24 protein-coding genes are annotated in these 21,479 nt (G+C 73.0%); 14 read left to right on the forward strand and 10 right to left on the reverse strand.

All coding sequences use genetic code 11. From position 1 onward, the window contains the following. Positions 1-33: 33 nt before the first annotated feature. From DEJ47_RS29850 to DEJ47_RS29865, 4 genes are all read right to left on the reverse strand, one after another. Entirely contained in the window at positions 34-1,077 is a 1,044-nt protein-coding gene (locus DEJ47_RS29850; RefSeq protein WP_190415628.1) for a TIGR04222 domain-containing membrane protein, read from the reverse strand. 4 nt (positions 1,078-1,081) lie between these two features. Beyond that, entirely contained in the window at positions 1,082-2,389 is a 1,308-nt protein-coding gene (locus DEJ47_RS29855) for a DUF692 domain-containing protein (RefSeq protein WP_150173429.1), read from the reverse strand. Between the two features lie 81 nt (positions 2,390-2,470). Further along, positions 2,471-3,241, reverse strand: coding sequence for a DUF4142 domain-containing protein (locus DEJ47_RS29860; protein WP_150173431.1), 771 nt, complete (start codon positions 3,239-3,241; stop codon positions 2,471-2,473). 84 nt (positions 3,242-3,325) lie between these two features. Then, a complete protein-coding gene (locus DEJ47_RS29865; protein WP_398336955.1) occupies positions 3,326-4,081 on the reverse strand; it encodes a peptidyl-tRNA hydrolase in 756 nt (251 codons plus the stop codon). Between the two features lie 51 nt (positions 4,082-4,132). On the opposite strand from DEJ47_RS29865, the gene DEJ47_RS29870 reads away from it, so the two are divergent. Together DEJ47_RS29870 and DEJ47_RS29875 are read left to right on the forward strand one after the other, a co-directional pair. Then, on the forward strand, positions 4,133-5,056 hold the full coding sequence (locus DEJ47_RS29870) for an ATP-binding cassette domain-containing protein (protein WP_150173435.1): 924 nt from the start codon (positions 4,133-4,135) through the stop codon (positions 5,054-5,056). Positions 5,057-5,073: 17 nt separating this feature from the next. Next, complete coding sequence (locus DEJ47_RS29875) at positions 5,074-5,742, forward strand: ABC transporter (protein WP_150175941.1); 669 nt, start codon at positions 5,074-5,076, stop codon at positions 5,740-5,742. A gap of 110 nt (positions 5,743-5,852) precedes the next feature. On the opposite strand, the gene DEJ47_RS29880 is transcribed toward DEJ47_RS29875, so the two are convergent. The 3 genes from DEJ47_RS29880 to DEJ47_RS29890 all read right to left on the reverse strand — a co-directional run bounded on the left by DEJ47_RS29880 (position 5,853) and on the right by DEJ47_RS29890 (position 7,708). Next, positions 5,853-6,035 carry a hypothetical protein gene (locus tag DEJ47_RS29880; RefSeq protein ID WP_150173437.1) on the reverse strand — a complete coding sequence of 61 codons (183 nt, stop codon included), beginning with the start codon at positions 6,033-6,035 and terminating at the stop codon, positions 5,853-5,855. A gap of 9 nt (positions 6,036-6,044) precedes the next feature. Beyond that, complete coding sequence (locus DEJ47_RS29885) at positions 6,045-6,923, reverse strand: polysaccharide deacetylase family protein (protein ID WP_150173439.1); 879 nt, start codon at positions 6,921-6,923, stop codon at positions 6,045-6,047. Between the two features lie 92 nt (positions 6,924-7,015). Next, positions 7,016-7,708 (reverse strand): alpha/beta fold hydrolase, encoded by a 693-nt coding sequence (locus DEJ47_RS29890; protein WP_150175942.1) that lies wholly within the window; start codon positions 7,706-7,708, stop codon positions 7,016-7,018. A 206-nt stretch (positions 7,709-7,914) separates the two neighbouring features. Between DEJ47_RS29890 and DEJ47_RS29895 the strand changes: the two genes are divergently transcribed. The 9 genes from DEJ47_RS29895 to sph all read left to right on the forward strand — a co-directional run bounded on the left by DEJ47_RS29895 (position 7,915) and on the right by sph (position 15,254). Continuing rightward, positions 7,915-8,433, forward strand: coding sequence for a hypothetical protein (locus tag DEJ47_RS29895; RefSeq protein WP_150173441.1), 519 nt, complete (start codon positions 7,915-7,917; stop codon positions 8,431-8,433). 247 nt (positions 8,434-8,680) lie between these two features. After that, positions 8,681-9,850, forward strand: coding sequence for a methyltransferase (locus DEJ47_RS29900; RefSeq protein ID WP_150173443.1), 1,170 nt, complete (start codon positions 8,681-8,683; stop codon positions 9,848-9,850). A gap of 101 nt (positions 9,851-9,951) precedes the next feature. Next, the gene (locus DEJ47_RS29905; RefSeq protein ID WP_150173445.1) at positions 9,952-11,169 is read left to right on the forward strand and encodes a Cmx/CmrA family chloramphenicol efflux MFS transporter; all 1,218 of its coding nucleotides are present in this window, start codon (positions 9,952-9,954) and stop codon (positions 11,167-11,169) included. An 8-nt stretch (positions 11,170-11,177) separates the two neighbouring features. Further along, positions 11,178-11,585: a RidA family protein gene (locus DEJ47_RS29910; protein WP_150173447.1), complete on the forward strand. Its 408-nt coding sequence runs from the start codon at positions 11,178-11,180 to the stop codon at positions 11,583-11,585. Between the two features lie 61 nt (positions 11,586-11,646). After that, the gene (locus DEJ47_RS29915; RefSeq protein WP_150173449.1) at positions 11,647-12,243 is read left to right on the forward strand and encodes a TetR/AcrR family transcriptional regulator; all 597 of its coding nucleotides are present in this window, start codon (positions 11,647-11,649) and stop codon (positions 12,241-12,243) included. 143 nt (positions 12,244-12,386) lie between these two features. Further along, the gene (locus DEJ47_RS37705) at positions 12,387-12,467 is read left to right on the forward strand and encodes a tryptorubin family RiPP precursor (protein WP_223828759.1); all 81 of its coding nucleotides are present in this window, start codon (positions 12,387-12,389) and stop codon (positions 12,465-12,467) included. A 128-nt stretch (positions 12,468-12,595) separates the two neighbouring features. Further along, positions 12,596-13,648: a cytochrome P450 gene (locus tag DEJ47_RS29920; protein ID WP_150173451.1), complete on the forward strand. Its 1,053-nt coding sequence runs from the start codon at positions 12,596-12,598 to the stop codon at positions 13,646-13,648. Positions 13,649-13,948: 300 nt separating this feature from the next. After that, positions 13,949-14,128: a hypothetical protein gene (locus DEJ47_RS29925; RefSeq protein WP_150173453.1), complete on the forward strand. Its 180-nt coding sequence runs from the start codon at positions 13,949-13,951 to the stop codon at positions 14,126-14,128. A 100-nt stretch (positions 14,129-14,228) separates the two neighbouring features. Next, positions 14,229-15,254: a sphingomyelin phosphodiesterase gene (gene sph, locus DEJ47_RS29930; RefSeq protein ID WP_150173455.1), complete on the forward strand. Its 1,026-nt coding sequence runs from the start codon at positions 14,229-14,231 to the stop codon at positions 15,252-15,254. Positions 15,255-15,270: 16 nt separating this feature from the next. On the opposite strand, the gene DEJ47_RS29935 is transcribed toward sph, so the two are convergent. The 3 genes from DEJ47_RS29935 to zapE all read right to left on the reverse strand — a co-directional run bounded on the left by DEJ47_RS29935 (position 15,271) and on the right by zapE (position 18,450). Then, positions 15,271-15,837, reverse strand: a complete 567-nt coding sequence (locus DEJ47_RS29935; protein WP_150173457.1) for a DinB family protein — start codon at positions 15,835-15,837, stop codon at positions 15,271-15,273. Between the two features lie 70 nt (positions 15,838-15,907). Beyond that, complete coding sequence (locus DEJ47_RS29940; protein ID WP_150173459.1) at positions 15,908-17,269, reverse strand: PhoX family protein; 1,362 nt, start codon at positions 17,267-17,269, stop codon at positions 15,908-15,910. Between the two features lie 125 nt (positions 17,270-17,394). Beyond that, positions 17,395-18,450, reverse strand: coding sequence for a cell division protein ZapE (zapE, locus tag DEJ47_RS29945; protein ID WP_150175943.1), 1,056 nt, complete (start codon positions 18,448-18,450; stop codon positions 17,395-17,397). Between the two features lie 69 nt (positions 18,451-18,519). Between zapE and DEJ47_RS29950 the strand changes: the two genes are divergently transcribed. The 3 genes from DEJ47_RS29950 (at position 18,520) to murC (ending at position 21,462) form a co-directional block, all read left to right on the forward strand. After that, on the forward strand, positions 18,520-19,341 hold the full coding sequence (locus tag DEJ47_RS29950; RefSeq protein ID WP_150173461.1) for a pyrimidine reductase family protein: 822 nt from the start codon (positions 18,520-18,522) through the stop codon (positions 19,339-19,341). A gap of 132 nt (positions 19,342-19,473) precedes the next feature. After that, a complete protein-coding gene (locus tag DEJ47_RS29955) occupies positions 19,474-19,956 on the forward strand; it encodes an indole-3-glycerol phosphate synthase (RefSeq protein WP_190415631.1) in 483 nt (160 codons plus the stop codon). Between the two features lie 102 nt (positions 19,957-20,058). Then, positions 20,059-21,462, forward strand: coding sequence for a UDP-N-acetylmuramate--L-alanine ligase (gene murC / locus DEJ47_RS29960; RefSeq protein WP_150173463.1), 1,404 nt, complete (start codon positions 20,059-20,061; stop codon positions 21,460-21,462). Positions 21,463-21,479: the final 17 nt, after the last annotated feature.

Here is a 21,479-nt window from a genome sequence, read left to right on the forward strand (position 1 = left end):
TACCGGGCCCATGGGTTGTTGGGCCCGCCCCGCTCAGGACGAGCCGCCCCCTCCGCCCCCGCAGGACGAGCCCCCGCCGCCGCCTCCGCCGCAGGAGGAGCCGCCGCCCCCGCCGCACGACGAGCCGCCGCCCGAGCAGGAGGGCCCGCCGCTGCCCGAGCAGGCGAAACCGCCGTCCTCGCCCGTGTCCAGGCCGCACCAGGCCGGAGTGCCGCCGCCTCCCGAGTTCCACGCCGCCGCGTTCTGGTGCCCGGCACGACCGGGGTCGGCGGGGGCCGGGGGCGGGGTCCGGACGCGGGCCGCCGCGATCAGGTGGGACCGGATCTCCGGGTGCGCCCGCGAGAGGCCGCGCGTCGCCACCTGGTGCGCCGCGCCCGGCAGATGACGCGTCGAGGCGACGTACTGCCGCAGCGCGTACCGCCCCGCCAGCGTGATCTGCTTCGACGTGACCGCGAGGCAGACCGCGCCGCTCACGATGCCGAACACGGCGCCGGGAAGCATGACCAGGATGTCGACGAGCGGCGACCGCGAACCGCCCGGCAGCGCGATGTCACTGGCGGACAGCAGCAGTGCCGCGGCGGCGCACGCCACGAATCCGAGCGAGGTCAGGGCGATCTGCGTCCCCGCCCACGCGCGCCACTTCCGCCGGCGGCCCGGCCGCACCAGGAGCCCGCGCCGGGCGAGCGCCTCGCCCGTCTCCTGCACCGGCAGGCTGCGCATCACGGTGATCCGCAGCCAGTGCAGGGCACCACTGGGCGCCGCGGCGTGCGCGTCGACGACCGCCTGCTCGGCGGCGTTCCGGCCGACGGGACCGGTGATCCCGACGACGCCGGGACCCGCCACGACCAGCCGCCCGTCCTCGTGGAGGCCCGCGATCAGCGTGTCCGCGACGCGGGCGGGGCCACCGGCGAGGAACGCGGCCTCCAGCGTCCCGCGGACGTACACCCCGTGCTCGGCGTCGAGCGGCTGCCGCCCCCGGTACGGGGACCCGGCGCGGCGGGCCGCCGCCACGCCCCGGATCAGCTCGGCGGCTGCGAGCGAGACCACGACCGTGTACACCATCGCCACGACGGTCATGACGTCACCGCCTCGACAGGACCCGGCGGGTGGCGTGCAGCAGCCGCGCCGCGGGCCGCCGCGAGAGCGGGGCGGGCCCGGAACGCTCCAGCCACCAGTCCCGCAACTTCCGTCGGGCATCCGCTTCCCCGGGGCGTCCCGCCAGCATCAGGTGCTCGGCGAAGGCCAGCGCGTCGTGCCGGTAGCCACCGGTCATGGGCCGCCTGCGCGCGTACGCGAGGAACTCGTCGCGGTATGCCGCGCCGAGGATCTCCGGCAGCTCCGGCGCGACCTTCGCGACGACGTCCGCCCGCTTGGCGGCCAGCGCGTGGCTCTGCACCTTCAGGCGCGCATGGTCGAAGCCCTCGGGCGCCGGGGTGCCGGCGACGAGTGCGGACAGGAGGGCGGCCTGGGCGACGGCGGTGCGCTGACGGGCGGCGTCGGAGGCGGCGGGGACGGCACGGTCCTCGGCGCCGCCGAAGTCCGGGTCCGCGGCGTCGGACGTCTTCACCGTCGCCCGGATGGCGTCCAACTCCCGCGCCAGCTCGCCCGGTTCGGGAAAGTTCTCGTCGCGCTCCAGGAGGACCCCGGGCGGGGAGACGCGCGACGCCAGGTCGGCGAGGATCGCCAGCACCGGCTCCGGCACCGGGTGCGCGTGGCTGTCGTGCCAGACCCCGTCCCGCTCGAATCCGCCCGCCACGTGGACGTACGCGATCGCCTCGACCGGCAGTTCGTCCAGCGCCTTGGCCGGGTCCTCGCCGCGGTTGACGTGGTTGGTGTGGAGGTTGGCGACGTCGATGAGGAGCCGTACACCGGTGCGCTCCACCAGCTCGTACAGGAACTGCCCCTCCGTCATCTCCTCGCCCGGCCAGGAGATCAGCGCCGCGATGTTCTCGACGGCGAGCGGCACGGGCAGCGCGTCCTGGGCGATCCGGACGTTCTCGCACAGGACGTCCAGCGCGTCGCGCGTGCGCGGCACCGGCAGCAGGTGCCCCGCTTCGAGCGGCTGCGTCGCGGTGAGGGCGCCGCCCGCCCGTACGTACGCGATGTGCTCGGTGACCAGCGGCGCCCCGAGTGCCTCGGCGCGTTCGGCCAGCGCCGTGAGACGCCCCTGGTCGGGGCGGTCCGCGCCGCCGAGGCCCAGCGAGACGCCGTGCGGCACCACGGTCACACCGCGCTCGCGCAGCCGCAGCAGCGAGTCGGGCAGATGCCCGGGACACACGTTCTCCGCGACGACCTCGACCCAGTCGATGCCCGGCATGTCCTCCACGGCGCCCGCGATCTCGGGCCGCCAGCCGATCCCCGTCCCCAGCCGCGCAGTCAGCTGCCCCATGTCCGTTCCCCCTTCGTCCCCCGTTGCCAGGACCATGGCCCAGGCCGTTCGGGTCGAACCCTCGGGGGGAGACGTTCAGAGCTACATTTGAGGTTCCGGCCGACCGGTGTTGATCTCCCCGGGCGGCCCCGGCGAAGGCCTCGACGTCGTGGAGACGTCGCCGCTCGGCCCGGCGGGCGCGGGCTCGGGGGGTGCGGCTCCGGAGGGCTTGGGCGGTCCCGTGGGGCTGGCGGTCGCGGTCGACGCGGCGCCGTTCGCGATTCCGTCGAAGTCGACGAGCCCGGTGGCCTCCAGCATCGTGATGTGGTCGAGGACGGTCTGGTTGGAGTCCGTCGCGAGCTGCCGGATCAGCGAGTTGCGGGTGCTGTCGCGGACCTGCGCGATGACACCGAAGACCTTCCCGTGCGAGACGCGCAGCAGGTTCGCGAACTTCCGCTGGTACGTCTCGCCGCTCGCCGCCGACAGTTCGTCCAGCCAGCCCTGCTGCTCGTCGGTGGGCTGGTTGGGCAGCTCGACGCCGAGCTGCGCGGCGACGCTCCGCACCCGCTTGTCGAGGTCGGTGTGCCCGACGATGAGGTGGTCGCCCGCCTCCTTGATGGCCTCGGTCGGCGCGCGCTCGACGGCCTGCTGCCCCGCGGGTATCTCCCACAGCCCGGCGAGCCGCACCTTCACGAGCAGGTCCCGGTCGGCCGCGGACAGCGGCCCCCACTGCGTGGCCACGGACCCGGCGGCCAGATTGGCGGGCCCGGTGCTCGACCGGTCGGCGTAGGACCACACGGGGAACGCGATGGCCCCCAGCGTGGCGACGAGTGCCGCGATGATCAGAGCCGTGCCGTTGACGCGCCGCAAGATGCCTCCCGTGGTGCTCCCGTGTCGCCGGTGGTACCGGGGAGTACGGAAGATACGGGCGGGGTGTTCAGTGGCGCGAGAGGTCGGTCAGGATCGTTGCCCGCGTCCGGGGCGGAGGGCCGGGTGGTCGGCCACCACCGTGCAGGAACCCGGGGTGATCTCGGTGAAGCCCGCGTCGCGGACCACCGGGAGACCGCTCGTCGTGAGGTCGCTCCACTGTGCCGCGCCGGCCGTGCGGACCGAGAGGGGGAAGCCCGCGGCGCGCCAGGCCGTGCGGTCCTCGGGGGACAGCTCCCACCAGGCCAGCTGCGCGCCGTGCCCGGCCTGGGCCATCGACTTGCCCGCCGACATGTCGACCTCGGGGCTCATCCACAGGACGGGGTGCGCCGGGTCGGGTCCTGCCGGGGGCTCCGGGTCGTCGAGTTCCGTGCCCGAGACCTGCAGGCGCGCCAGGTCCTTGGGCCAGCCGTCGAGGGGCACCGGCGGATAGACCCGTACCTCCGCCGACTTGCCGGTGACCGTGATGCCCGGCAGCGCCTCCGCCCTGCGCCACTCCGCGCCGCGCGCCCTGCGCACCACCTTGCGGATCCGGGCGTCCTGCCAGTCGCGCATCGCCTGCGCCCACGGGCCCTCGCCGAGGGACCGCTCGTCGCTCAGGATGGTCAGGACGGCGCGGGCCGCGGTCTCCAGGGCGTCCGTGCGGGCCGGGGGAGCGGCGCGTTCGATGCGGGCGACGAGCGGCAGCACGAACTGCGGTGCCTCGTCGCGTGACGTGCTCTCGTGGCGGAACGGGCTGTCCTGCGGGTCCGGTGCGTCGGGGGTGGTCGGTTCTTCGTTGCTCACGTCCGTCAGTCTGCCAGCCGGGTGCGGCGGCCGGTGCGCGAGGATGACCCCATGGAACGTGATCTTGCGGTGCGGCTCGACGGGGTGGGCCGTCGCTACGGCATGGGCGGCCCGTGGGTGCTGCGCCATGTCGACCTCGGCATACGGACGGGCTCCCTGGTGCGTGTCGAAGGAGCCAACGGGTCGGGAAAGTCGACCCTGTTGAGGTTGCTCGCCGGGATCGACGCGCCGTCCGAGGGGCGGGTGTCCGGGCGTCGGCGCACGGCGTTCGTCCCCGAACGGTTCCCCGCGGCCCTGCCGTTCACCGCCCTCGGCTACCTCACGCACATGGGCCGCGTGCACGGTCTCGGGGCCGGGGCGGCGCGGCGGCGCGCGAGCGAGTGGCTGGAGCTGTTCGGCGCCGGCGGGTACGGGCGTACGCCGCTGTCGGAGCTGTCCAAGGGCAGCAGCCAGAAGGTCGCCGTGGCGCAGGCGCTGCTCGCCGAGCCCGACCTGCTGGTCCTCGACGAGGCATGGACGGGTTTGGACGCACCCGCCCGTGCCGCGCTCGACCGCGCGGTGGCCGACCGTACGGCGGCGGGCGGCGCCGTGGCCTTCGTCGACCACGACCCGTCGCGGCTCCGCGGGATGGCGGACGAGACGTACGCGGTGGTCGGCACGGCACTCAACCGGCGTACGGCAGAGGGAACGTCGGCATCGGGCGGCGCGCGTGTCCGGGGCGGGCCCGTCGTCCTCGTCGAGGTCCAGGGGCCGCGGGGCGCGGAGCTGCCGGAGGCGGTGGCGGAGTCGGTCGTGCGGTGGCTGCCCGCTGCGCCCGACGGCACCACACGGCTCACCGTCCCCCGGCCCCACTCCGACCGCATCCTGCGGGAACTCCTGACCGCGCGACCGCCGTGGCACGTGGTGGCGGTGAGCGCGACGGCCGACGCGGGCTCCCGGGAAGCGCCCGGCGAAGGGCGCGGTGAGGAGCTGTGATGGCCGCGCCGTCCCCGCTGCCCGCTCTGCTGCGCTACCAGACGGCCCTGCTCGTACGTTCCCAGCGCTGGCTTCCGCCCGTGATCCTCTACGCCGTCTTCCTCGGCATCGGGGTGCAGGGCGGGCAGCCGATCCTCGACTCCCTCGCGTACGCCGCCGGGGCGCTGCTGCCCGTCGCTGCCTGGCTGGTCCGGGTCTGCGTGTCCAATGAGCCGCCCGCGGCGCGGAGTTGTTCCGCCGCGGCGGCGGGGCCGGGGCGGGCGCATCTCGCGTCGCTGCTGGCGGCACTCCTCGCGGCGACCGCGCTGGGCGGGGTGGCGGCCGTCGTCGTCACAGCCATCAGCGACGCCACGAGCACGAACGCGCGGGTGCCGGTGCCGCGGCTCTCCGCGGGTGCGGTCGGGCTGCTCGCGATGCTGGTCAGCGCGCTGCTCGGCACAGCGCTCGGGGCGCTCGCGAACTGGCCGCTGCTGCGTTCCGCGGGTCGGGCCGTGCCCGCGATGCTGCTCGGCGCGCTGCTCCTGCTCGTCACCACGGGCTCCCCGGTGAAGTCGGTCCTCACCGACCTGACCACGGGGTCACGGGAGGGCGTGGTGCCGCTGCCGCTGGGCGCGTCGGCCGGGGCACTCGCCGTCGCGGCGGCGGCGATGTGGGCGGCGTGCGCGCTGAGTTCGCGGCGGGGGTGAGGCGGAGCGGAGCGGACTTCGGCGCGCGCGGTGGGGCGCGGTGTGGTGCGGAGAGGTCGGGCGAAGTGCGGCGAGGTGCCGTGCGGGGCGCCGACTCGGGGCGGGCGGCATCATCCCGAGCACGCGGCCCGCTCCGCCTCCCGCCACTCGCACACCGGGCAGAGCGTGCTGCCCTTGTGGGACTCGGGGTACTCCGTGGGCGCCCGGCAGAGCACACACTCGGCGACGGCTTCCGACGCGCCTGCCTCCATGCCGCTGCCCGTGCTCCCGTCGCTCTCGTCCTCATCCCTCATGTCCCCACCCTAACCACGCACCCCCACGCTCCCCGCCGCCCCGATCTGCTCCGACACCCGGACGAAACGGAAGCCGCGTTCCCGTAGCTCCGGGACGATCGTGCGCAGGGCGCGTTCCGTCGTGGGGGCCGCGCTGCGTGTGCAGTGCATGACGACCACCGAGCCGGGCCGGACGCCGTCGAGGACCTGCCTGGCCACCGCCGCCGGGTCCGTCGCGAAGGCGTCGCCGCTGACCACGTCCCACTGCACGGCGGTGACGCCGCCGGGGGCGAGGGCGCGCAGGGCCCGCTGGTCGTAGCAGCCGCCGGGGAAGCGGAAGTACGGCACCCGGCGCTCGACCCCGGCCGCGCGGAACGCGGCGAACGCGCGCTCCATGTCGGCGCGCATGCGGGCGGCGGGAACGGTCGGCAGTCCGTAGCAGCGGCCGGTGAAGGCGTGGTGGCTGTACGAGTGGTTGGCGACCTCGAAGAGCGGGTCGCGGCCGATGGCCCTGGCCTGCGCCGGGTACTCCTCGGCCCACCGCCCCGTCATGAAGAACGTCGCGGGCACCTTCAGCCGCCGCAACGTGGCGACCAGCGCGGGGTTGTCGAACCGTTCACCGGCCGCCGCGCGCGGCCCCTGGTCCGCGGTCATGTCGGCGTCGAAGGTGAGGGCGACGGTACGGCCGCGGGAGCGGGGGCCGTTCTCGAACACGGGGGTCAGGCCGGACGGGCCGGGGGCCAGTGTGGGCGGGGCGGGCGGCGAGGGGGCCGCGGCGCTCGCCGGGGGGTGGGCGGGGCGGCCCACCTCGCCGGATGTCTCACCGGCGCATCCGGCCAGGGCGGCGAGGGCGGCGGTCAGGGTGCCGAGGGCGCAGAGCGTGGCGCGTCTCCGTACGAGAGTGATCACACACTGAACATAAATGTGGAAATGCGATAAATAGGGTTATAGGGCGGCTCCGGTCCGGGGCGCCACCCGTATGGGCTCGGACCGCGCGGCGCTCACAGCCAGCCGTCCAACGACCTCATGAACCCCTCGAAGTCGTCCCGGTGAATCGTGTGCCCCGCTCCCCGCACCGTGCGCACCTCGAAGCCGCGCCGCGCCAGCTCCTCCTTGAGCGCGTCGGAGACGACGGTGCTCGGGTCCGCGACCTGCACGAGCGACGGTACGACGGGTGCGGACGGGGTGTGGTCGACCGCGCCCGCGCCGGAGATCGAGAGCGCGGTGTCCGGGTCCCAGACCGCCAGCGTCGCCATCTCCACGTCCACGTCGGCCGGCTCCCAGCGCGGGTTGAACTTCGCCAGGACGTCGCGCGGGATGTGCCGGAACTCCACGAACAGCGCGGGGTCGACCGCGCCCTCGCCGCCCAGCGCCCACGCCGGGTCGGAGTAGACGGCCCGCGCGGGCGCCAGTCGCTCGGCGGCGAGGGACAGGGCGAGACCGCCGAGCGAGTGCCCGATCGCCAGCTCCGCGCCCGTCGGCAACGTGTCGACCAGGTCGTCCGCGAAGATCTCCGCCCCGTACGCACCGCGTCCGCTCGCGCCGTGACCGCGCAGATCGACGCCGATCACGCGGTACCCCTTGTCGGCGAGAGCGGGTCCCACGCGCCGCCAGGTCCGGTGGTCCGACATGATCCCGTGGACCAGGACGGCGACACGGTCGCCGGTTCCCCACTCGTGGGTGTGCAGCTTCATGGTGGCGGTGCCTTTCTCGTACGCGGCCCGGCGGCGTCGTCGGATCTCGTACAGATCTTGTACGTGGCTCGGGTCCGCCCCCGCGTCCGGGCCCCTGGTGTGACGCACGCAACGGGGCCTGTCCTCGCACAATCCAGAAGCGCGGCACGATTCCGGGCAGTCTCGGAACGGCGAACGGCCCCGAAGGTGTGACGAAAGGAACCCCTATGCGTCCGGTACTCCGCGACGATGTACGGCAGTTGGCGAAGAGATGGGTGGACCGGGACCGCGCCGACGCGTTACGCGCCGGCGAAAAGCCGCCGCCCCCGCTCGACGGCGTACCCGACGACCAGCGCGCGCCGCTCTTCCACGAGGCGCACTATTGGCACACGCTCGCCTCCGGCCTCTTCTTGGAGCAGTCCGTCCCGCCCCGCCCCTCCGCGGCGAACATCCGCGCCATGCGCGACCACCTGGCGGAGTGCTGCGCGCTGCTGCGCTCGATGATGGAGCGGCGCGGCGACCTGCTGCCCGACGGCGCGCGCGAGCAGCTGGCCACCATCGAGCTGCGCGTGGCCATGGCGCTCGACCTCGTCGAGAACGCCGGCGCGGCATGGGCCCGCGAGACCGACGCGGCGTGGCACGAACTGATGCTGCTGGCCCGCCTTCTCGCGTACGACCCCTCGCGCACGCGCGACGACTGGGTCCCGGAGGGGTGGAACAACTTCGCCGGGCTGTATCTGGTGTGAGTGCGTCCGATGTCAGATGTACGCGGGACAGGCGGCCGACTGGTCCGGGCGGCCCGCGGTGTGGCAGATTCTTTCCCGTGACTCTCGGCATGGTCCTTGGCTGACTCCCGCTCGCGCGCCGCGACGCGGGGGTTTCGCATGCCCTCGTAAGGCCTGGAGGCAGAGGTCTCTCCCCTCTGTCCCTTCTCCCTCCCCGCGTCGTCGCGCTCTTCGTGCCTCAGCGCCCCGCGAACACGAGGAGTCCTTGATGCCCCGCATCGAGTGGACCGAGAACGACCACATCAGCCACGAAAGCCACAACCAAGCATTCCAACAAGCCCGTTGGCACTCCGAGAGCGGTGCTCCGGTGCCACGCCGCGTCGTCGTCGCCGACGACCGGACCAGGGCGGCCGACGCGCACCGCCTCGCATGCGAGGGCACCGCGCTGCTGTGGCGCGGTGACTTCCACGGCGCCCGGCAGCTCCTCGGCGCGCTCGGCCGTCGCGTCGACAGGAAGGCGCCCGCGCCGGGCGCCACCCCCGCCGACGCCTTCCACCTGCACCGCCGCGCCCGCGGCCACCGGGCGCGCGTGCTCGGCATGCTGCTGGTGCACCTGGACGGCGAGCACCGGCTGAACCTGCGCCGGGCACCCGACGTCCGTGCGGCCTGCCGGGAGGCCTACGGTCCACCCGACGGGCCGCTGGTGGTCTCCCTGCGCGAACTCCTCGGTGTGATCGGCGCCCACGAATGGCGGGCGAAGGGCGTGGACGTGCCCGCACTCGGCGCCCGCATCCACCCGCACTACGGCGTGTTCTCGCCGGTCAGGGGCGAGTACGTCGACCTGGTCGCGCGGGCGCCGCTCCCCGGTTCCGGCGCGGGGCCACGGCCACGTACCGCGTTCGACATCGGGACCGGAACCGGCGTGCTCGCGGCCGTCCTCGCCCGCCGGGGCATGGGCCGGGTGATCGCCACCGACACCAACCCGCGCGCCGTCGCCTGCGCGCGGGACAACGTCGAACGGCTCGGTCTCGCCGGGCGCGTGGACGTTCTGCGCACCGGGCTCTTCCCGCCCGGCCGCGCCGCGCTCGTCGTGTGCAACCCGCCGTGGCTGCCCGCGCGGCCGACCTCCGCGGTCGAACAGGGTGTGTACGACCCGGGCGGTGCCATGCTGCACGGCTATCTGGCCGGACTGGCCGCGCACCTGGAACCCGCGGGGGAGGGCTGGCTCGTCCTCTCCGACCTCGCCGAGCATCTGCAACTCCGGACGCGGGAACAGCTGTTGGAGTCGATCAGGGCGGCAGGGCTGCGCGTCGTGGACCGGCTCGATGTCGCGCCGCGCCATTCCCGCGCCACCGACCCCGACGACCCGCTGCACGCGGCGCGCGCGGCCGAGGTGACGTCGCTGTGGAGGCTGGGCAACGCGCAGGAAGCGTTTTGAAGTGAGCGATTCAGAATGTGCTAGCGTCCAGCCTCGTCAGTTCTGAAGCAGTCGCTTCAATACGTGTGCAGAGCACAAGAGCACAAGAAGGGGGCCGCTCCATGCCGCTCGCGGTGTACGTGGTCGGGCTGGGCATCTTCACCCAAGGAACCTCGGAGTTCATGCTGTCCGGCCTCCTGCCGGGCATGGCCGACGACCTGGGGGTGTCCATCCCCGCCGCCGGACTGCTCATCTCGGCGTTCGCGGTCGGCATGGTCGTCGGCGCCCCGCTGCTCGCCGTCGCCACCCTCCGGTGGCCGCGGCGCACGGCGCTCGTCTCACTGCAGTCGGCCTTCGTCGCGGCGCACGTCGTCGGTGCCCTCGCGCCCGGCTACGCCGTCCTCTTCGTGACCCGCGTGGTCGGCGCCCTCGCGTACGCCGGGTACTGGGGCGTCGCCGTGGCCACCGCCGTGGCGCTCGTCCCCGCCGACGCCAAGGCGCGGGCGGTCGCCGTGGTCGCGGGCGGGCTGACGCTCGCCACGATCGTCGGCGTCCCCGCGGGCACGCTGCTCGGCCAGGTCTCCGACTGGCGCGCCGCGTTCTGGGCGGTCGCGGCGGCCACCGCGGTCAGCGCCGTCTGCACCCTGCTCGCCGTCCCGGGCGGCCGGGACGAGAGCGAGCGGCCCTCCGTCGGGGCCGAACTGCGCGCCATGGCACGGCCGCAGCTCTGGCTCTCGTACGCCGTGACCGCCTTCGCCTTCGGCGCGGTCATCGTCACCTTCAGCTATCTCGCCGCCCTGCTCACCGAGGTGACCGGGGTACCCGAAGGGTGGGTACCCGCCGTCCTCGCGCTGTTCGGCGTCGGCGGGATGGCGGGCATCGTCATCGGCGGGCGCACCGGCCAGATGCGCCCCCTCGGCACGCTCGGCGCGGGGCTCGGCGCCCTCGCCGTCTTCTCCGCGCTGCTCGCGCTGACGGCGCACGTCACGGCCGTGGTGATCACCCTGGTCTTCCTGCTCGGTCTCGCCGGCTACGTCACCAACCCGGCCCTGCAGTCACGGGTGTTCGCCCTCGCGCCGGGCGCTCCCACGCTGGTCGGCGCGACCAACACGGCCGCGTTCAACGTCGGCAACACGGTCGCCCCGCTCCTCGGCGGCCTGGCCATCGACGCCGGCCACGGCTACGCCTCGGTGGCCTGGGTCGGCGCCGCGCTGGCCGCCGCGGGCGCGGCGGGCGTGCTGTGGGCGGCGGCTCTGCGGCGGGGGGAACGGAAGCGGCCGCCGGGGCGCGCGCCGCGTACGGCCGGGGCGGCTCGCGGGACCGCGCGGGCGGAGGTGTGAGCGCCGGCATGCGGGATCCTCGTACGACGCGTGTCCGCGTCACCGCCGACCCCGACTGGTACGAGTCGGCGGACATCTCGCTCGGCATCCGCTTCGGCGACCTGGTCTTCACCTCCGGACAGGCCCCGGTGGACGAGCACGGACGCACGGTGGGTGCCGGCGACTTCGACGCGCAGGCGCGCCGGGCGCTGGCCAACCTGTCGACCGTCCTCACCCACGCGGGCTCCGGCCTGGACCGGCTGGTCAAGCTGACGGTCTTCGTCACGGACATCGCGCACCAGACCGCCTTCGCGCCGCTCCGTACCGAGTTCTACGGCGACCCTCGCCCCGCGGAGAGCTTCGTCCAGGTCGCCGCCCTCGCTGATCCGGAGTGGCTGATCGAGATCGAGGCGGTCGGGTCGGTCGAGGAGCGGTGATGTGCGGAGACGGTGAGTGACACGTTTTGTATATGCGTTCCAAAACGTTTACCGTGGGTCCATGGCCAGACCCCGGGAGTTCGATGAGGACCGCGTCGTCACCGCGGCCATGGAGACGTTCTGGCGGCACGGGTACGAAGCCACCTCCACGCGCGACCTGTGCGACAGCACGGGCCTCGGACCCTCCAGCCTCTACAACACCTTCGGCGGCAAGCGGCAGCTCTACCTCCGCGCTCTGCGGCGCTACCACGACACCGCCACCGAGGAGCAGGTCGCGATCCTGCGCGGCGACGGGTCCGCCAAGGAGCGGCTCCGCGCCATGATGACGCACGCCGTCGACGCCGACCTCGATGACGCGGACGCGAAGGACGCGGCGGGTACGCGCGGCTGCTTCGCGATCAACGCCGCCGTCGAGGCCGCCGGGTACGACCCCGAGGTCAGGGAAGCGGTGCGGCGCAGCTTCGACCGGGTCGAGGACGAACTGTGCGCGGTCGTCGAGGCGGGACGCACCGCGGGGGAGATCCGCGCGACCGGTGACGCCAGGGTCGTGGCCCGCCGGGTCCAGAGCACGTACTACGGGCTGCGGGTCCTCAGCCGCGTACAGGACGACCGCGAGGTCCTCCTCGCCACGGTGGACGGGGCGCTCGCCGACCTGTGAGGTCGTGCGCGTGCATGCGGACCGCTGATGCTCCGCTCACGCGGGTCGCGCAGCCGTTTATCGGACGTTGATCGGGCCGGTCGATGCTCCTCGCAGGTCCATGTCCCGCATGGACGCCGACGGAAACGACCGGAGGTATGCACATGAAGGTTGTCCGCTCCCTCAAGAAGAAGATCACCGGCGAGAAGAGCCTGAAGGCGTACGCCTGGTACCACTGGTACTAGGCCGGCCCAGTCGGTGCCGGGCGGGCTGCCTGTCGCCGACCGCAGGGACGTAATGCGCCGTTGAGGCCCGGGCCCGGCGTGCCGCGAACCGGCCGCCGGGCTCGGCCCGCCCGCCCTGGGAGACCCCGATGTCCATTTCCGGCACCGACCGGCTCGCGCGGACCACCGTCTTCACGCCGCGACTCCACGCCCTGCTGCGCGACCACCGCGGGCAGGACGTGTTCCGCCTGGACGACGACACCGTCGGCGTCGCCGGGCCCGTCCTCACCGACCGGATCCTCGCCGCACGCCCCGCCACCGAACGCGAACGCCCCACGTTCAAGCCGCTGCACGGCCGCTCCATCCCGCGCACCGAGGCCGCCACCGTCATGCAGGCCATCGGCCGTGACGTACGGGCCGCGCTGAAGAAGCCCCTGCCCGGTCGGCTCGACCTCTCCGGCACGTGGCCGCACGTCGGCCACGTGTATCTGCGCGACCTGATCCTCGGCGCCGACCCGTACCGGCTGCGCATCCTCATGGACCGCACGCTGGAGCTGACGCCCAAGCTGACGTGGACGGTCATCGCGACCGGCGCCGCCCTGCCCGGCAGGATCCGCCCCGGCGCGCCCGTCACCAGCATCGCGGGCCTCACCGCGAACGCCACGACGTACGGCGACCGCCGCTACGCCATGGGCCTGTACCGGCGCGCCGCCGCGCCCGTCTGCTTCACCGTCTCCACGCTCGTCGCCAACGCGTACTGGCTCGGGGCACCCTTCGACGACGAGACACCCAACGAGCACATCCTGTACGAGTCCATGCGGTTGCTCCCGCCGTCCTGGAACATCCTGCGCAACGCGTCCCCCGAGTACACCGCCCTCGACGCGCGCATCGGCACCGGCGACGACGTCCTGCTCCTGCCCCTGCTCAGCCACCGCGACCCGGAACTCTGGGACGACCCCGACGTGTTCCGCCCCGCCCGCTGGGCCACCCTGGACCCCGACGACCACCCCGGCTACCTCCCCTTCGGCCACGTCTCCGAACGCTGCTGGGGCCGCCACATGGTGATGCCCCTGGCCGGCATGCTCCTCGACATCCTGCGCGCCGAGGGAACGACGGTGGACCCACGCCAGACCACGGCGAAGGTGCCGCTCGCCGGGTTGCTCGGCGTCGACACGGTGCGCCTCGTGAGGGGCGGCTCGTAGGCGAGGTGTGAGCAACAACCCACCGTCGGGCGTCAGTTGTCCACTGGCGCCCGACCGGCATGACAGGGCATGGTGGGAGTTCGCACGCAGGGAGTGATGAGCATGGCTGCGAACTACCGGCGCATGAGCGCCCGTTCCCACGGGAAGTGACCCCGGTCGCCGGGGCCGGCCCCGGACGCAGCCCTGTCTCCGACCCGTGTCGGACGCATCTCCTCCGTCGGCCTCTCGGCACCCCGGATCCCTGATCGGATGATCGGATCCGTCCTTCACCCGCTCCGGCCTGCCGACGGAGGAACCGCCATGACCACCATCCTCATCGAACTCGCCGCGGGGACCCCTGAGTTCCTGCTCGCCGCTGTCGTCGTGATCGCCGTGACCTTCCTGGCCGCCCTCGCCATCGCGGTCCGGGGCACGGCCCCGGAGGAACGCGCTGCCGTCCTGCGCGCCTTCGCCCAGATCCTGCCGGTACGACGGAGATAGGAGATAGGAGATAGGGGATAGGGGCGGGTGAACGGGCGTGTCCGAGAAGCGCGGACCGCGTTCACGTGATGTATCCCCAGGCGTAATCGCAGCTGCTTGGATGTGCGGGCCCGCAGCAATCCCCCCGCCCCGAGGAGTTTCCGTGTCGCATGCAGTGTCGCGCAGGACCTGTGCCGTTGCCCTCGCCTCCGTGGTCGCCGGTGGCACGCTCGCCGCCGTCGGCCCGGCGGCTGCCGCCGACGCGTCCGCCGCGCCGCCGCCGCTGAAGGTGCTCACGTACAACACCTTCCTGTTCAGCAAGACGCTCTACCCGAACTGGGGGCAGGACCACCGGGCGAAGGCGATACCGGCCGCCGACTTCTTCCGGGGGCAGGACGTCGTCGTGCTCCAGGAGGCGTTCGACAACTCCTCGTCCGACGCGCTCAAGGCGAACGCGGCGGGACGCTATCCGCACCAGACCCCCGTCATGGGGCGCGGCAAGGGCGGGTGGGACGCCACCGGTGGCGCGTACTCCTCCGTGACGCCGGAGGACGGCGGCGTGACCGTGCTCAGCAAGTGGCCGATCGTGCGCAAGGAACAGTACGTCTACAAGGACGCCTGCGGGTCCGACGCCTACTCCAACAAAGGCTTCGTCTACGCCGTGCTGGACGTGAACGGCACCAAGGCGCACGTCGTCGGCACCCACGCCCAGTCCACCGACCCCGGTTGCGGCAGCGGCGAGGCCGCGGCGACCCGCGCGAAGCAGTTCAAGGAGATGGACGCCTTCCTGGACGCCAAGAACATCCCCGCGGGCGAACAGGTGATCGTGGCGGGCGACTTCAACGTCGACTCGCGCAGCCCCGAGTACGCCTCGATGCTCGCCGACGCGGGCCTCACCCCCGCCGACACCCGCACCGGACACCCGTACTCCTTCGACACCAGGGACAACTCGATAGCCGCCGAGCGCTACCCGGACGACCCCCGCGAGGACCTGGACCACGTCCTGCACCGCAAGGGCCACGCCCGCCCCGCCACCTGGCACAACAACGTGATCAAGGAGCAGAGCGCGCCCTGGACGGTCTCCAGCTGGGGCAAGGAGTACACGTACACGAACCTGTCGGACCACTACCCCGTGACCGCGGGATAGGGTCCGGCGGCAGCCGCTACTGGCCGACCCTGCCGTCGACGCACTCGCGCAGCAGGTCGGCGTGGCCGCAGTGGCGGGCGTACTCCTCGACGCGGTGCACCATCAGCTCGCGGACCGACGTGCGGTCCTTGCCGAGGCGTTCGCCCAGGTCCGGATGGTCGGCGAGGACCGCGTCGGTCGCGGCCTGCTCGCGCTCCAGCGCGGCGAACGCCTCGTCGACCACCGCCCGGTCCGCGACGGCCCCGTGGAAGTCCGCGTCCTTGGGGCCCCACAGCCTCGGCGCCTGGTCCTCGCTGATCCAGTTTCGCCAGTCCCGCTCGACCTCGGCGAGGTGGCGGACCAGGCCGAGGAGCGACATCGTCGACGGCGGCACCGAACGGCGGGCCAACTGCTCCGCGTCCAGGCCCTCGCACTTCATCCGCAGGGTCATGCGGTACCCCGACAGGAAGTCGAGCAGCGTCGGCAGCTCGCCGTCCGGACTGTTCCCCTCGCTGTCGCGGGGGTCGTCGTCCGGATCAGCCCACATGTCGGGGTAGGTGGTGGCCCGGCTCCACCGCTCGGGGCGGTCGCTCTGGTCGCTCATGCCGCCCATGGTCGGGCGTGGGGGGCCGGGGCCGCCAGTGCATTGCCGTGGCGCCCGCGACGCGTGCCCGCTACCTGTGCCAGGGGCCCGTCACCGCGAACGTCGTGCCGGGCGTGTAGCAGTTGACGTACATCGTGTCGTGGTCGGGGGAGAACGCGACGCCCGCGAACTCGCCCCATTCGGGCTCCTCCGGGGTGCCGATGGTCTGGCGGTTGCGGGCCATCGCGTAGACCTGGCCGCCCCGCGTGACGCCGTACACGTGCTGGGCGCCGTTGCCGTCCTCGCACACCATCAGGCCGCCGCTCGGTGCGAGGCAGATGTTGTCGGGGGACTCGCCCGGCAGCTGGACGTCGGTGCTCGGGCCGAAGACGATCACGAGGGTGAGGCGGCGCCTGGACGGGTCGTACCGCCAGATCTGACCGAAGTGGTCGCCCGCCGAGCCCTCCGCGCTGTGGGCGAACGACGAGACGAAGTAGACGGACGAGCCGCCCCAGTAGCAGCCCTCCAGCTTCTGCGCGTGCGTGATGCCCTTCTTGCCGAAGTCCTGGAGGCGGATGGGGGTCCGCGCCGCCAGCGGGTCGGGGACGTCGACCCACTCGATCCCGTCGAAGCAGGTGCCCGTCTCCTGCACGGCGGACAGGTCGGGCACGCCGGGCACCCGCATGGCCTGGAGCTGTCCGCCCGCGCGCAGCGAACCGCGGCCGCCCTCGGGCTTCTTGGGCAGAAAGCGGTAGAACAGGCCGAAGGGCTTCTGGAAGGCGTCCTCGGTCTCGTAGACGACGCCGCGCTTCGGGTCGACGGCGACGGCCTCGTGCTGGAACCGGCCCATCGCGGTCAGCGGCACCGCGCCGGTGCGGTGCGGGTCCACCGGGTCGACCTCGAAGATGTACCCGTGGTCCTTGGTGTAGCCGTTCGTGCCGGCCTTGTCCTCGGTCTCCTCGCAGGTCAGCCACGTGCCCCAAGGCGTCGGCCCGCCCGCGCAGTTGACGGCGGTCCCGGCGATGGCGACGCGTTCGCCGAGGACGTCGTTCCTCCGGTCGAGCGAGAGCGCCGTACAGCCGCCCTTGGCCATCGGGTCGTAGGTCAGACCCTGGACGGTCGGCACACCGATCTTGCCGGTGACGCGGTTCTCGTGGTTGCGCACGAGGTGGACGCCGCCGTTCCTGCCCCGGAAGGCGGCCATGCCGTCGTGGTTGCTGGGCACCTTGCCCTCACCCGACCGCAGTTCGTCGCCCTCGCGGGAGAGGACCCGGTAGCGGAAACCTTTCGGCAGATCGAGCAGACCCTTCGGGTCGGGGACGAGAGGGCCGTAACCGGCCCTGCCGTGTGCGGCCGCGGTGCCCGCGAAGAGTTCGGAGAGCGCACCGGTGAAGACGATTCCGGCCCCCACGGCACCGGAACGGGCAAGAACCTGACGTCGAGTGGCAGACATGATGGGCAACCTCCTGCTGGCGGACAGGAATGTGACCGGATGTGTGTACCACGCGCCCTGGTGCACGGGAACCACGCGCGTAGCTTCCGTTTCGCGTGCCGTCCCGTGTCGCCGCCGGAGTACGGTCAGTCGCCCACGAGTCCCTTGGCGTCCCGCGCGAGCGCCGTGAGCCGCGAGATGGCACGGAAGTACTTCTTCCGGTACCCGCCGTTGAGCATGTCCTCGCTGAAGAGCCGGTCGAAGGGCACACCGGAGGCGAGCACCGGCACCTCTCGGTCGTACAGCCGGTCGGCGAGCACCACAAGGCGCAGAGCGGTCGACTGGTCCGGCACCGGCGTCACGTCGGTCAGGCAGACCGCGCCGAGGTCGTCGGTCAGCGCGCCGTACCGGCTCGGGTGGACCTTGGACAGGTGGTCGAGGAGGTGCGGGAAGTCGTCGAGGGAGGCGCGCTCGGTCGCGTACGCCGCCTTGGTGACCTGCTCCTCCGAGTACGGAGCGGGCGCCTCCGGAAGACCCCGGTGGCGGTAGTCCTCGCCGTCGATCCGCAACGCCGTGAAGTGGGACGACAGGCCCTGGATCTCGCGCATGAAGTCCGTGGCCGCGAACCGGCCCTCACCGAGCTTGCCCGGCAGCGTGTTCGACGTCGCGGCGAGCGCGACGCCCTCCCCGACGAGCTTGGAGAGCAGCGAGGAGACCAGGACCGTGTCGCCCGGGTCGTCGAGCTCGAATTCGTCGATGCAGAGCAGCCGGTGCCCGCCGAGGGTGCGCACGGTCTGCTGGAAGCCGAGCGCGCCGACCAGGTTCGTCAGCTCGACGAAGGTGCCGAACGCCTTCTGCTCGGGGGCCGCGGGCGTCGCGTGCCAGAGGGAGGCGAGCAGGTGGGTCTTGCCGACGCCGTACCCGCCGTCGAGGTAGATGCCGCGGGGGCCCGCGGGGGCGGCCGCCTTCTTCTGGAACCAGCGGCGCTTGCCCGCGCCGCTCGCGTGCGCCCCGCCGAGTCCCGCCGCGAAGCCGCTCAGGACGCGGACCGCCTCGGTCTGGCTCGGCTGGTTCGGGTCGGGGATGTACGTGTCGAAGCGGGCTGCTTCGAAGCGAGGCGGCGGCACCATCTCCGCGACCAGACGGTCGGCGGGGACATGCGGCTCGCGGGCGCACAGCGACAGCGGAGCCACTTCGGCCATGGGGTGGTGCCCGGAGGCGGCGGAGGACGACACGGTTCCCCAGTTTAGGGGGCGTGCAAGACTGCGGACATGCGACGCCTGTTCCCTGTGACCGACCAGACAGCCGACGTGACCGACCGGGAAGCCGCCCGGACACACGACCGGACGCCCCATCGCACGGGTGGTGCGGCCGACCGGGAGTGGAGCCTCGACGAGCTCGCCGAGGCCTACGCCTACCCCGCCGGGGAGACGGCCTGGCTGCGCGCCAACATGGTGTCCACCCTCGACGGCGCGGCCCACCACGACGGGCGCTCCCACCCGATCTCCGGCGCCACCGACATGCGGATCTTCGGCACCCTGCGCGCCCTCGCGGACGTCGTGATCGTCGGCGCCGAGACCGTCCGGAAGGAGGGCTACCGCCCGGCGAAGGCACGTGAGGTCTTCGCGCGCCACCGCGCCGCCGCCGGCCAGACGGAGGCGCCCGCCATCGCCGTGGTCAGCGCCGGGCTCGACCTGGACTTCTCGGTTCCGCTCTTCACCTCGCCGGTGACGCCCACGCTCCTCGTGACCGGGGCCTCCGCACCGGCCGACCGCGTCGCCGCGGCGGAGCGCGCGGGCGCCGTCGTGGTGGTCGCGGGCGACGGCGCGACCGTGGAGCCGGAGCGGGTGGCGCCCGCCCTGGCCGAGCGCGGTCTGACCCGGCTGCTCACGGAGGGCGGTCCCCGGCTGCTCGGCCAGTTCGTGGCCGCGGGGGCGCTGGACGAGCTCTGTCTGACGGTGTCGCCGATGCTCACCGCGGGGGACGCGCAGCGGATCGCGGGCGGGTCCGCTCTGAAGGACCCCGACCGATTCGTACTGACGTCCGTACTGGAGGAGGCCGGGTTCCTCTACACCCGATACCGTCGAAGCTGACAATCGGCGGAATCAGCCGTTCCGTTTGGCTTCGGCTGGGCACACTAGATCTCGCAGACCCCGTGCGGGCACGGGGCAGGATGGTTTCCGCAAGGGCCTCAGGAGGGCCCACGGATGAGAAGGGCGCCTGGCGTGTTCACAAGCGTATTGATGATCGAGAAGGCCCTGACGTCCGCCGACGTGGAGTTCGTCACCACCTTGCACGGGGACGAGCCCATCACCTTCCACGTGCTGCTCCAGCCGCGGGGCGACCAGGCGGACCGGCTGCTGCGCGCCATCGACGACGTCGCCCTCGGCGAGCTCGACGAGGCGGCGCGCGAGGGCGAGACCCCGGAGGGGCAGGAGGCGGCGGGCTTCGGCGAGCGGGCGCTGCAGGTCTCCCTGACGGCGCTGCGGGCGGCGGGCTGCGCGGCACAGGGGCAGCTCATCGAGGACCATCCGCTGGACGCCCTCAAGACGCTGGTCGCCGAGGCCGGGGCCGACGAGGTGATCGTCCTGACCGACCCGCACTACGTGGAGGAGTTCTTCCACCGCGACTGGGCCTCCCGCGCCCGCCACAAGGTGGGCGTCCCCGTCCTCAAGCTGTTCTCGCACAGCCTGGCGGACGAGAACTAGAGCGACGCCGGGGTGGGGCCCGGGTGCCTCGGGCGTCGTGTGCCGCGGGAGGCAATAGGCTGGGGCCTTCTCAGTCGTCGTACCACCAGGGGAGACACACGCATGGCACCCGGCCTGCCCCAGTCCATGGCCGACATGGACCGACCGCACTTCATCGGCATCGGCGGCGCCGGGATGTCGGGCATCGCGAAGATCCTCGCCCAGCGCGGCTCCCGGGTCGCGGGCAGTGACGCCCGGGAGTCCGCCACCGCGGAGGCGCTGCGCGCGCTGGGCGCCACGGTCCACATCGGCCACGACGCCGCGCACCTCGCGCCGGACGCCACCTGCGTCGTCGTCTCCTCCGCCATCCGTGAGGACAACCCCGAGATGGCCCGCGCCGCCGAGCTCGGCATCCCCGTCGTGCACCGATCGGACGCCCTGGCCGGCCTCATGGAGGGCCTGCGCCCCATCGCGGTCGCGGGCACCCACGGCAAGACCACGACGACGTCGATGCTGGCCGTCACCCTCGCCACCCTCGGCCTCGACCCGTCGTACGCGATCGGCGGCGACCTCGACGTGCCGGGCTCCAACGCGCTGCACGGCAAGGGCGACATCTTCGTCGCCGAGGCGGATGAAAGCGACCGCAGCTTCCACAAGTACGCCCCCGAGGTCGCCATCGTCCTCAACGTGGAGCTCGACCACCACGCCAACTACGCGTCCATGGACGAGATCTACGAATCCTTCGAGATCTTCGCGGGCAGGATCGTCCCCGGCGGCACCCTGGTCATCTCTGCGGACCAGCCGGGCGCCGTCGAGCTGACCAAGCGCGTCCGCGACCTCGGAGAGCTCAAGGTCGTCACGTACGGCGAGTCCGACGACGCCGACCTGCGCATCCACAAGATCACGGCCCGCGGTCTGACCAGCGAGGTCACCGTCCTCCTGGACGGCAAGCTGCTGACCTTCACGGTCTCCGTGCCCGGCCGCCACTACGCGAACAACGCCGTCGCGGCGCTCGCCGCGGGCATCGCCCTCGGCATCCCGTCCCGCAACCTCGCCGGGGCGCTGAAGTCGTACACGGGCGTCAAGCGCCGTCTCCAGCTCAAGGGCGAGGCCGCGGGCGTCCAGGTCATCGACTCCTACGCCCACCACCCGACCGAGATGACGGCCGACCTGGAGGCGATGCGCTCCGCGGCGGGCGACTCCCGCATCCTCGTCCTCTTCCAGCCCCACCTGTTCTCGCGCACCCAGGAACTCGGCACCGAGATGGGCCAGGCCCTCGCCCTCGCCGACTCCTCCGTGGTCCTCGACATCTACCCGGCCCGCGAGGACCCGATCCCCGGCATCACCAGCGCCCTGATCGTCGACGCCGCGCGCGAGGCGCACGCCGAGGTCACGGCCGTCCACGACAAGGCCGAGGCCGTCCGCGCGATCGCGGGAATGGCGAAGCCCGGTGATCTCGTTCTCACCATGGGAGCGGGCGACGTCACGGACCTCGGCCCGCAGATCCTGGCCGAGCTGTCGAAGTAAGTCGAGCTGTCGAAGCA

This window comes from Streptomyces venezuelae (genome assembly GCF_008642355.1).
Taxonomy (GTDB): Bacteria; Actinomycetota; Actinomycetes; order Streptomycetales; family Streptomycetaceae; genus Streptomyces; species Streptomyces venezuelae_B.

Bases quoted from the DNA above. Each gene is read 5' to 3' on its own strand.
- DEJ47_RS29850 (WP_190415628.1), bottom strand. From the start codon at position 1,077: ATGACCGTCGTGGCGATGGTGTACACGGTCGTGGTCTCGCTCGCAGCC.
- DEJ47_RS29855 (WP_150173429.1), bottom strand. From the start codon at position 2,389: ATGGGGCAGCTGACTGCGCGGCTGGGGACGGGGATCGGCTGGCGGCCC.
- DEJ47_RS29870 (WP_150173435.1), top strand. From the start codon at position 4,133: ATGGAACGTGATCTTGCGGTGCGGCTCGACGGGGTGGGCCGTCGCTAC.
- DEJ47_RS29880 (WP_150173437.1), bottom strand. From the start codon at position 6,035: ATGAGGGATGAGGACGAGAGCGACGGGAGCACGGGCAGCGGCATGGAG.
- DEJ47_RS29890 (WP_150175942.1), bottom strand. From the start codon at position 7,708: ATGAAGCTGCACACCCACGAGTGGGGAACCGGCGACCGTGTCGCCGTC.
- DEJ47_RS29895 (WP_150173441.1), top strand. From the start codon at position 7,915: ATGCGTCCGGTACTCCGCGACGATGTACGGCAGTTGGCGAAGAGATGG.
- DEJ47_RS29900 (WP_150173443.1), top strand. From the start codon at position 8,681: ATGCCCCGCATCGAGTGGACCGAGAACGACCACATCAGCCACGAAAGC.
- DEJ47_RS29905 (WP_150173445.1), top strand. From the start codon at position 9,952: ATGCCGCTCGCGGTGTACGTGGTCGGGCTGGGCATCTTCACCCAAGGA.
- DEJ47_RS29910 (WP_150173447.1), top strand. From the start codon at position 11,178: ATGCGGGATCCTCGTACGACGCGTGTCCGCGTCACCGCCGACCCCGAC.
- DEJ47_RS29915 (WP_150173449.1), top strand. From the start codon at position 11,647: ATGGCCAGACCCCGGGAGTTCGATGAGGACCGCGTCGTCACCGCGGCC.
- DEJ47_RS37705 (WP_223828759.1), top strand. From the start codon at position 12,387: ATGAAGGTTGTCCGCTCCCTCAAGAAGAAGATCACCGGCGAGAAGAGC.
- DEJ47_RS29920 (WP_150173451.1), top strand. From the start codon at position 12,596: ATGTCCATTTCCGGCACCGACCGGCTCGCGCGGACCACCGTCTTCACG.
- DEJ47_RS29925 (WP_150173453.1), top strand. From the start codon at position 13,949: ATGACCACCATCCTCATCGAACTCGCCGCGGGGACCCCTGAGTTCCTG.
- sph (WP_150173455.1), top strand. From the start codon at position 14,229: ATGTGCGGGCCCGCAGCAATCCCCCCGCCCCGAGGAGTTTCCGTGTCG.
- DEJ47_RS29935 (WP_150173457.1), bottom strand. From the start codon at position 15,837: ATGAGCGACCAGAGCGACCGCCCCGAGCGGTGGAGCCGGGCCACCACC.
- DEJ47_RS29940 (WP_150173459.1), bottom strand. From the start codon at position 17,269: ATGTCTGCCACTCGACGTCAGGTTCTTGCCCGTTCCGGTGCCGTGGGG.
- zapE (WP_150175943.1), bottom strand. From the start codon at position 18,450: ATGGCCGAAGTGGCTCCGCTGTCGCTGTGCGCCCGCGAGCCGCATGTC.
- DEJ47_RS29950 (WP_150173461.1), top strand. From the start codon at position 18,520: ATGCGACGCCTGTTCCCTGTGACCGACCAGACAGCCGACGTGACCGAC.
- murC (WP_150173463.1), top strand. From the start codon at position 20,059: ATGGCACCCGGCCTGCCCCAGTCCATGGCCGACATGGACCGACCGCAC.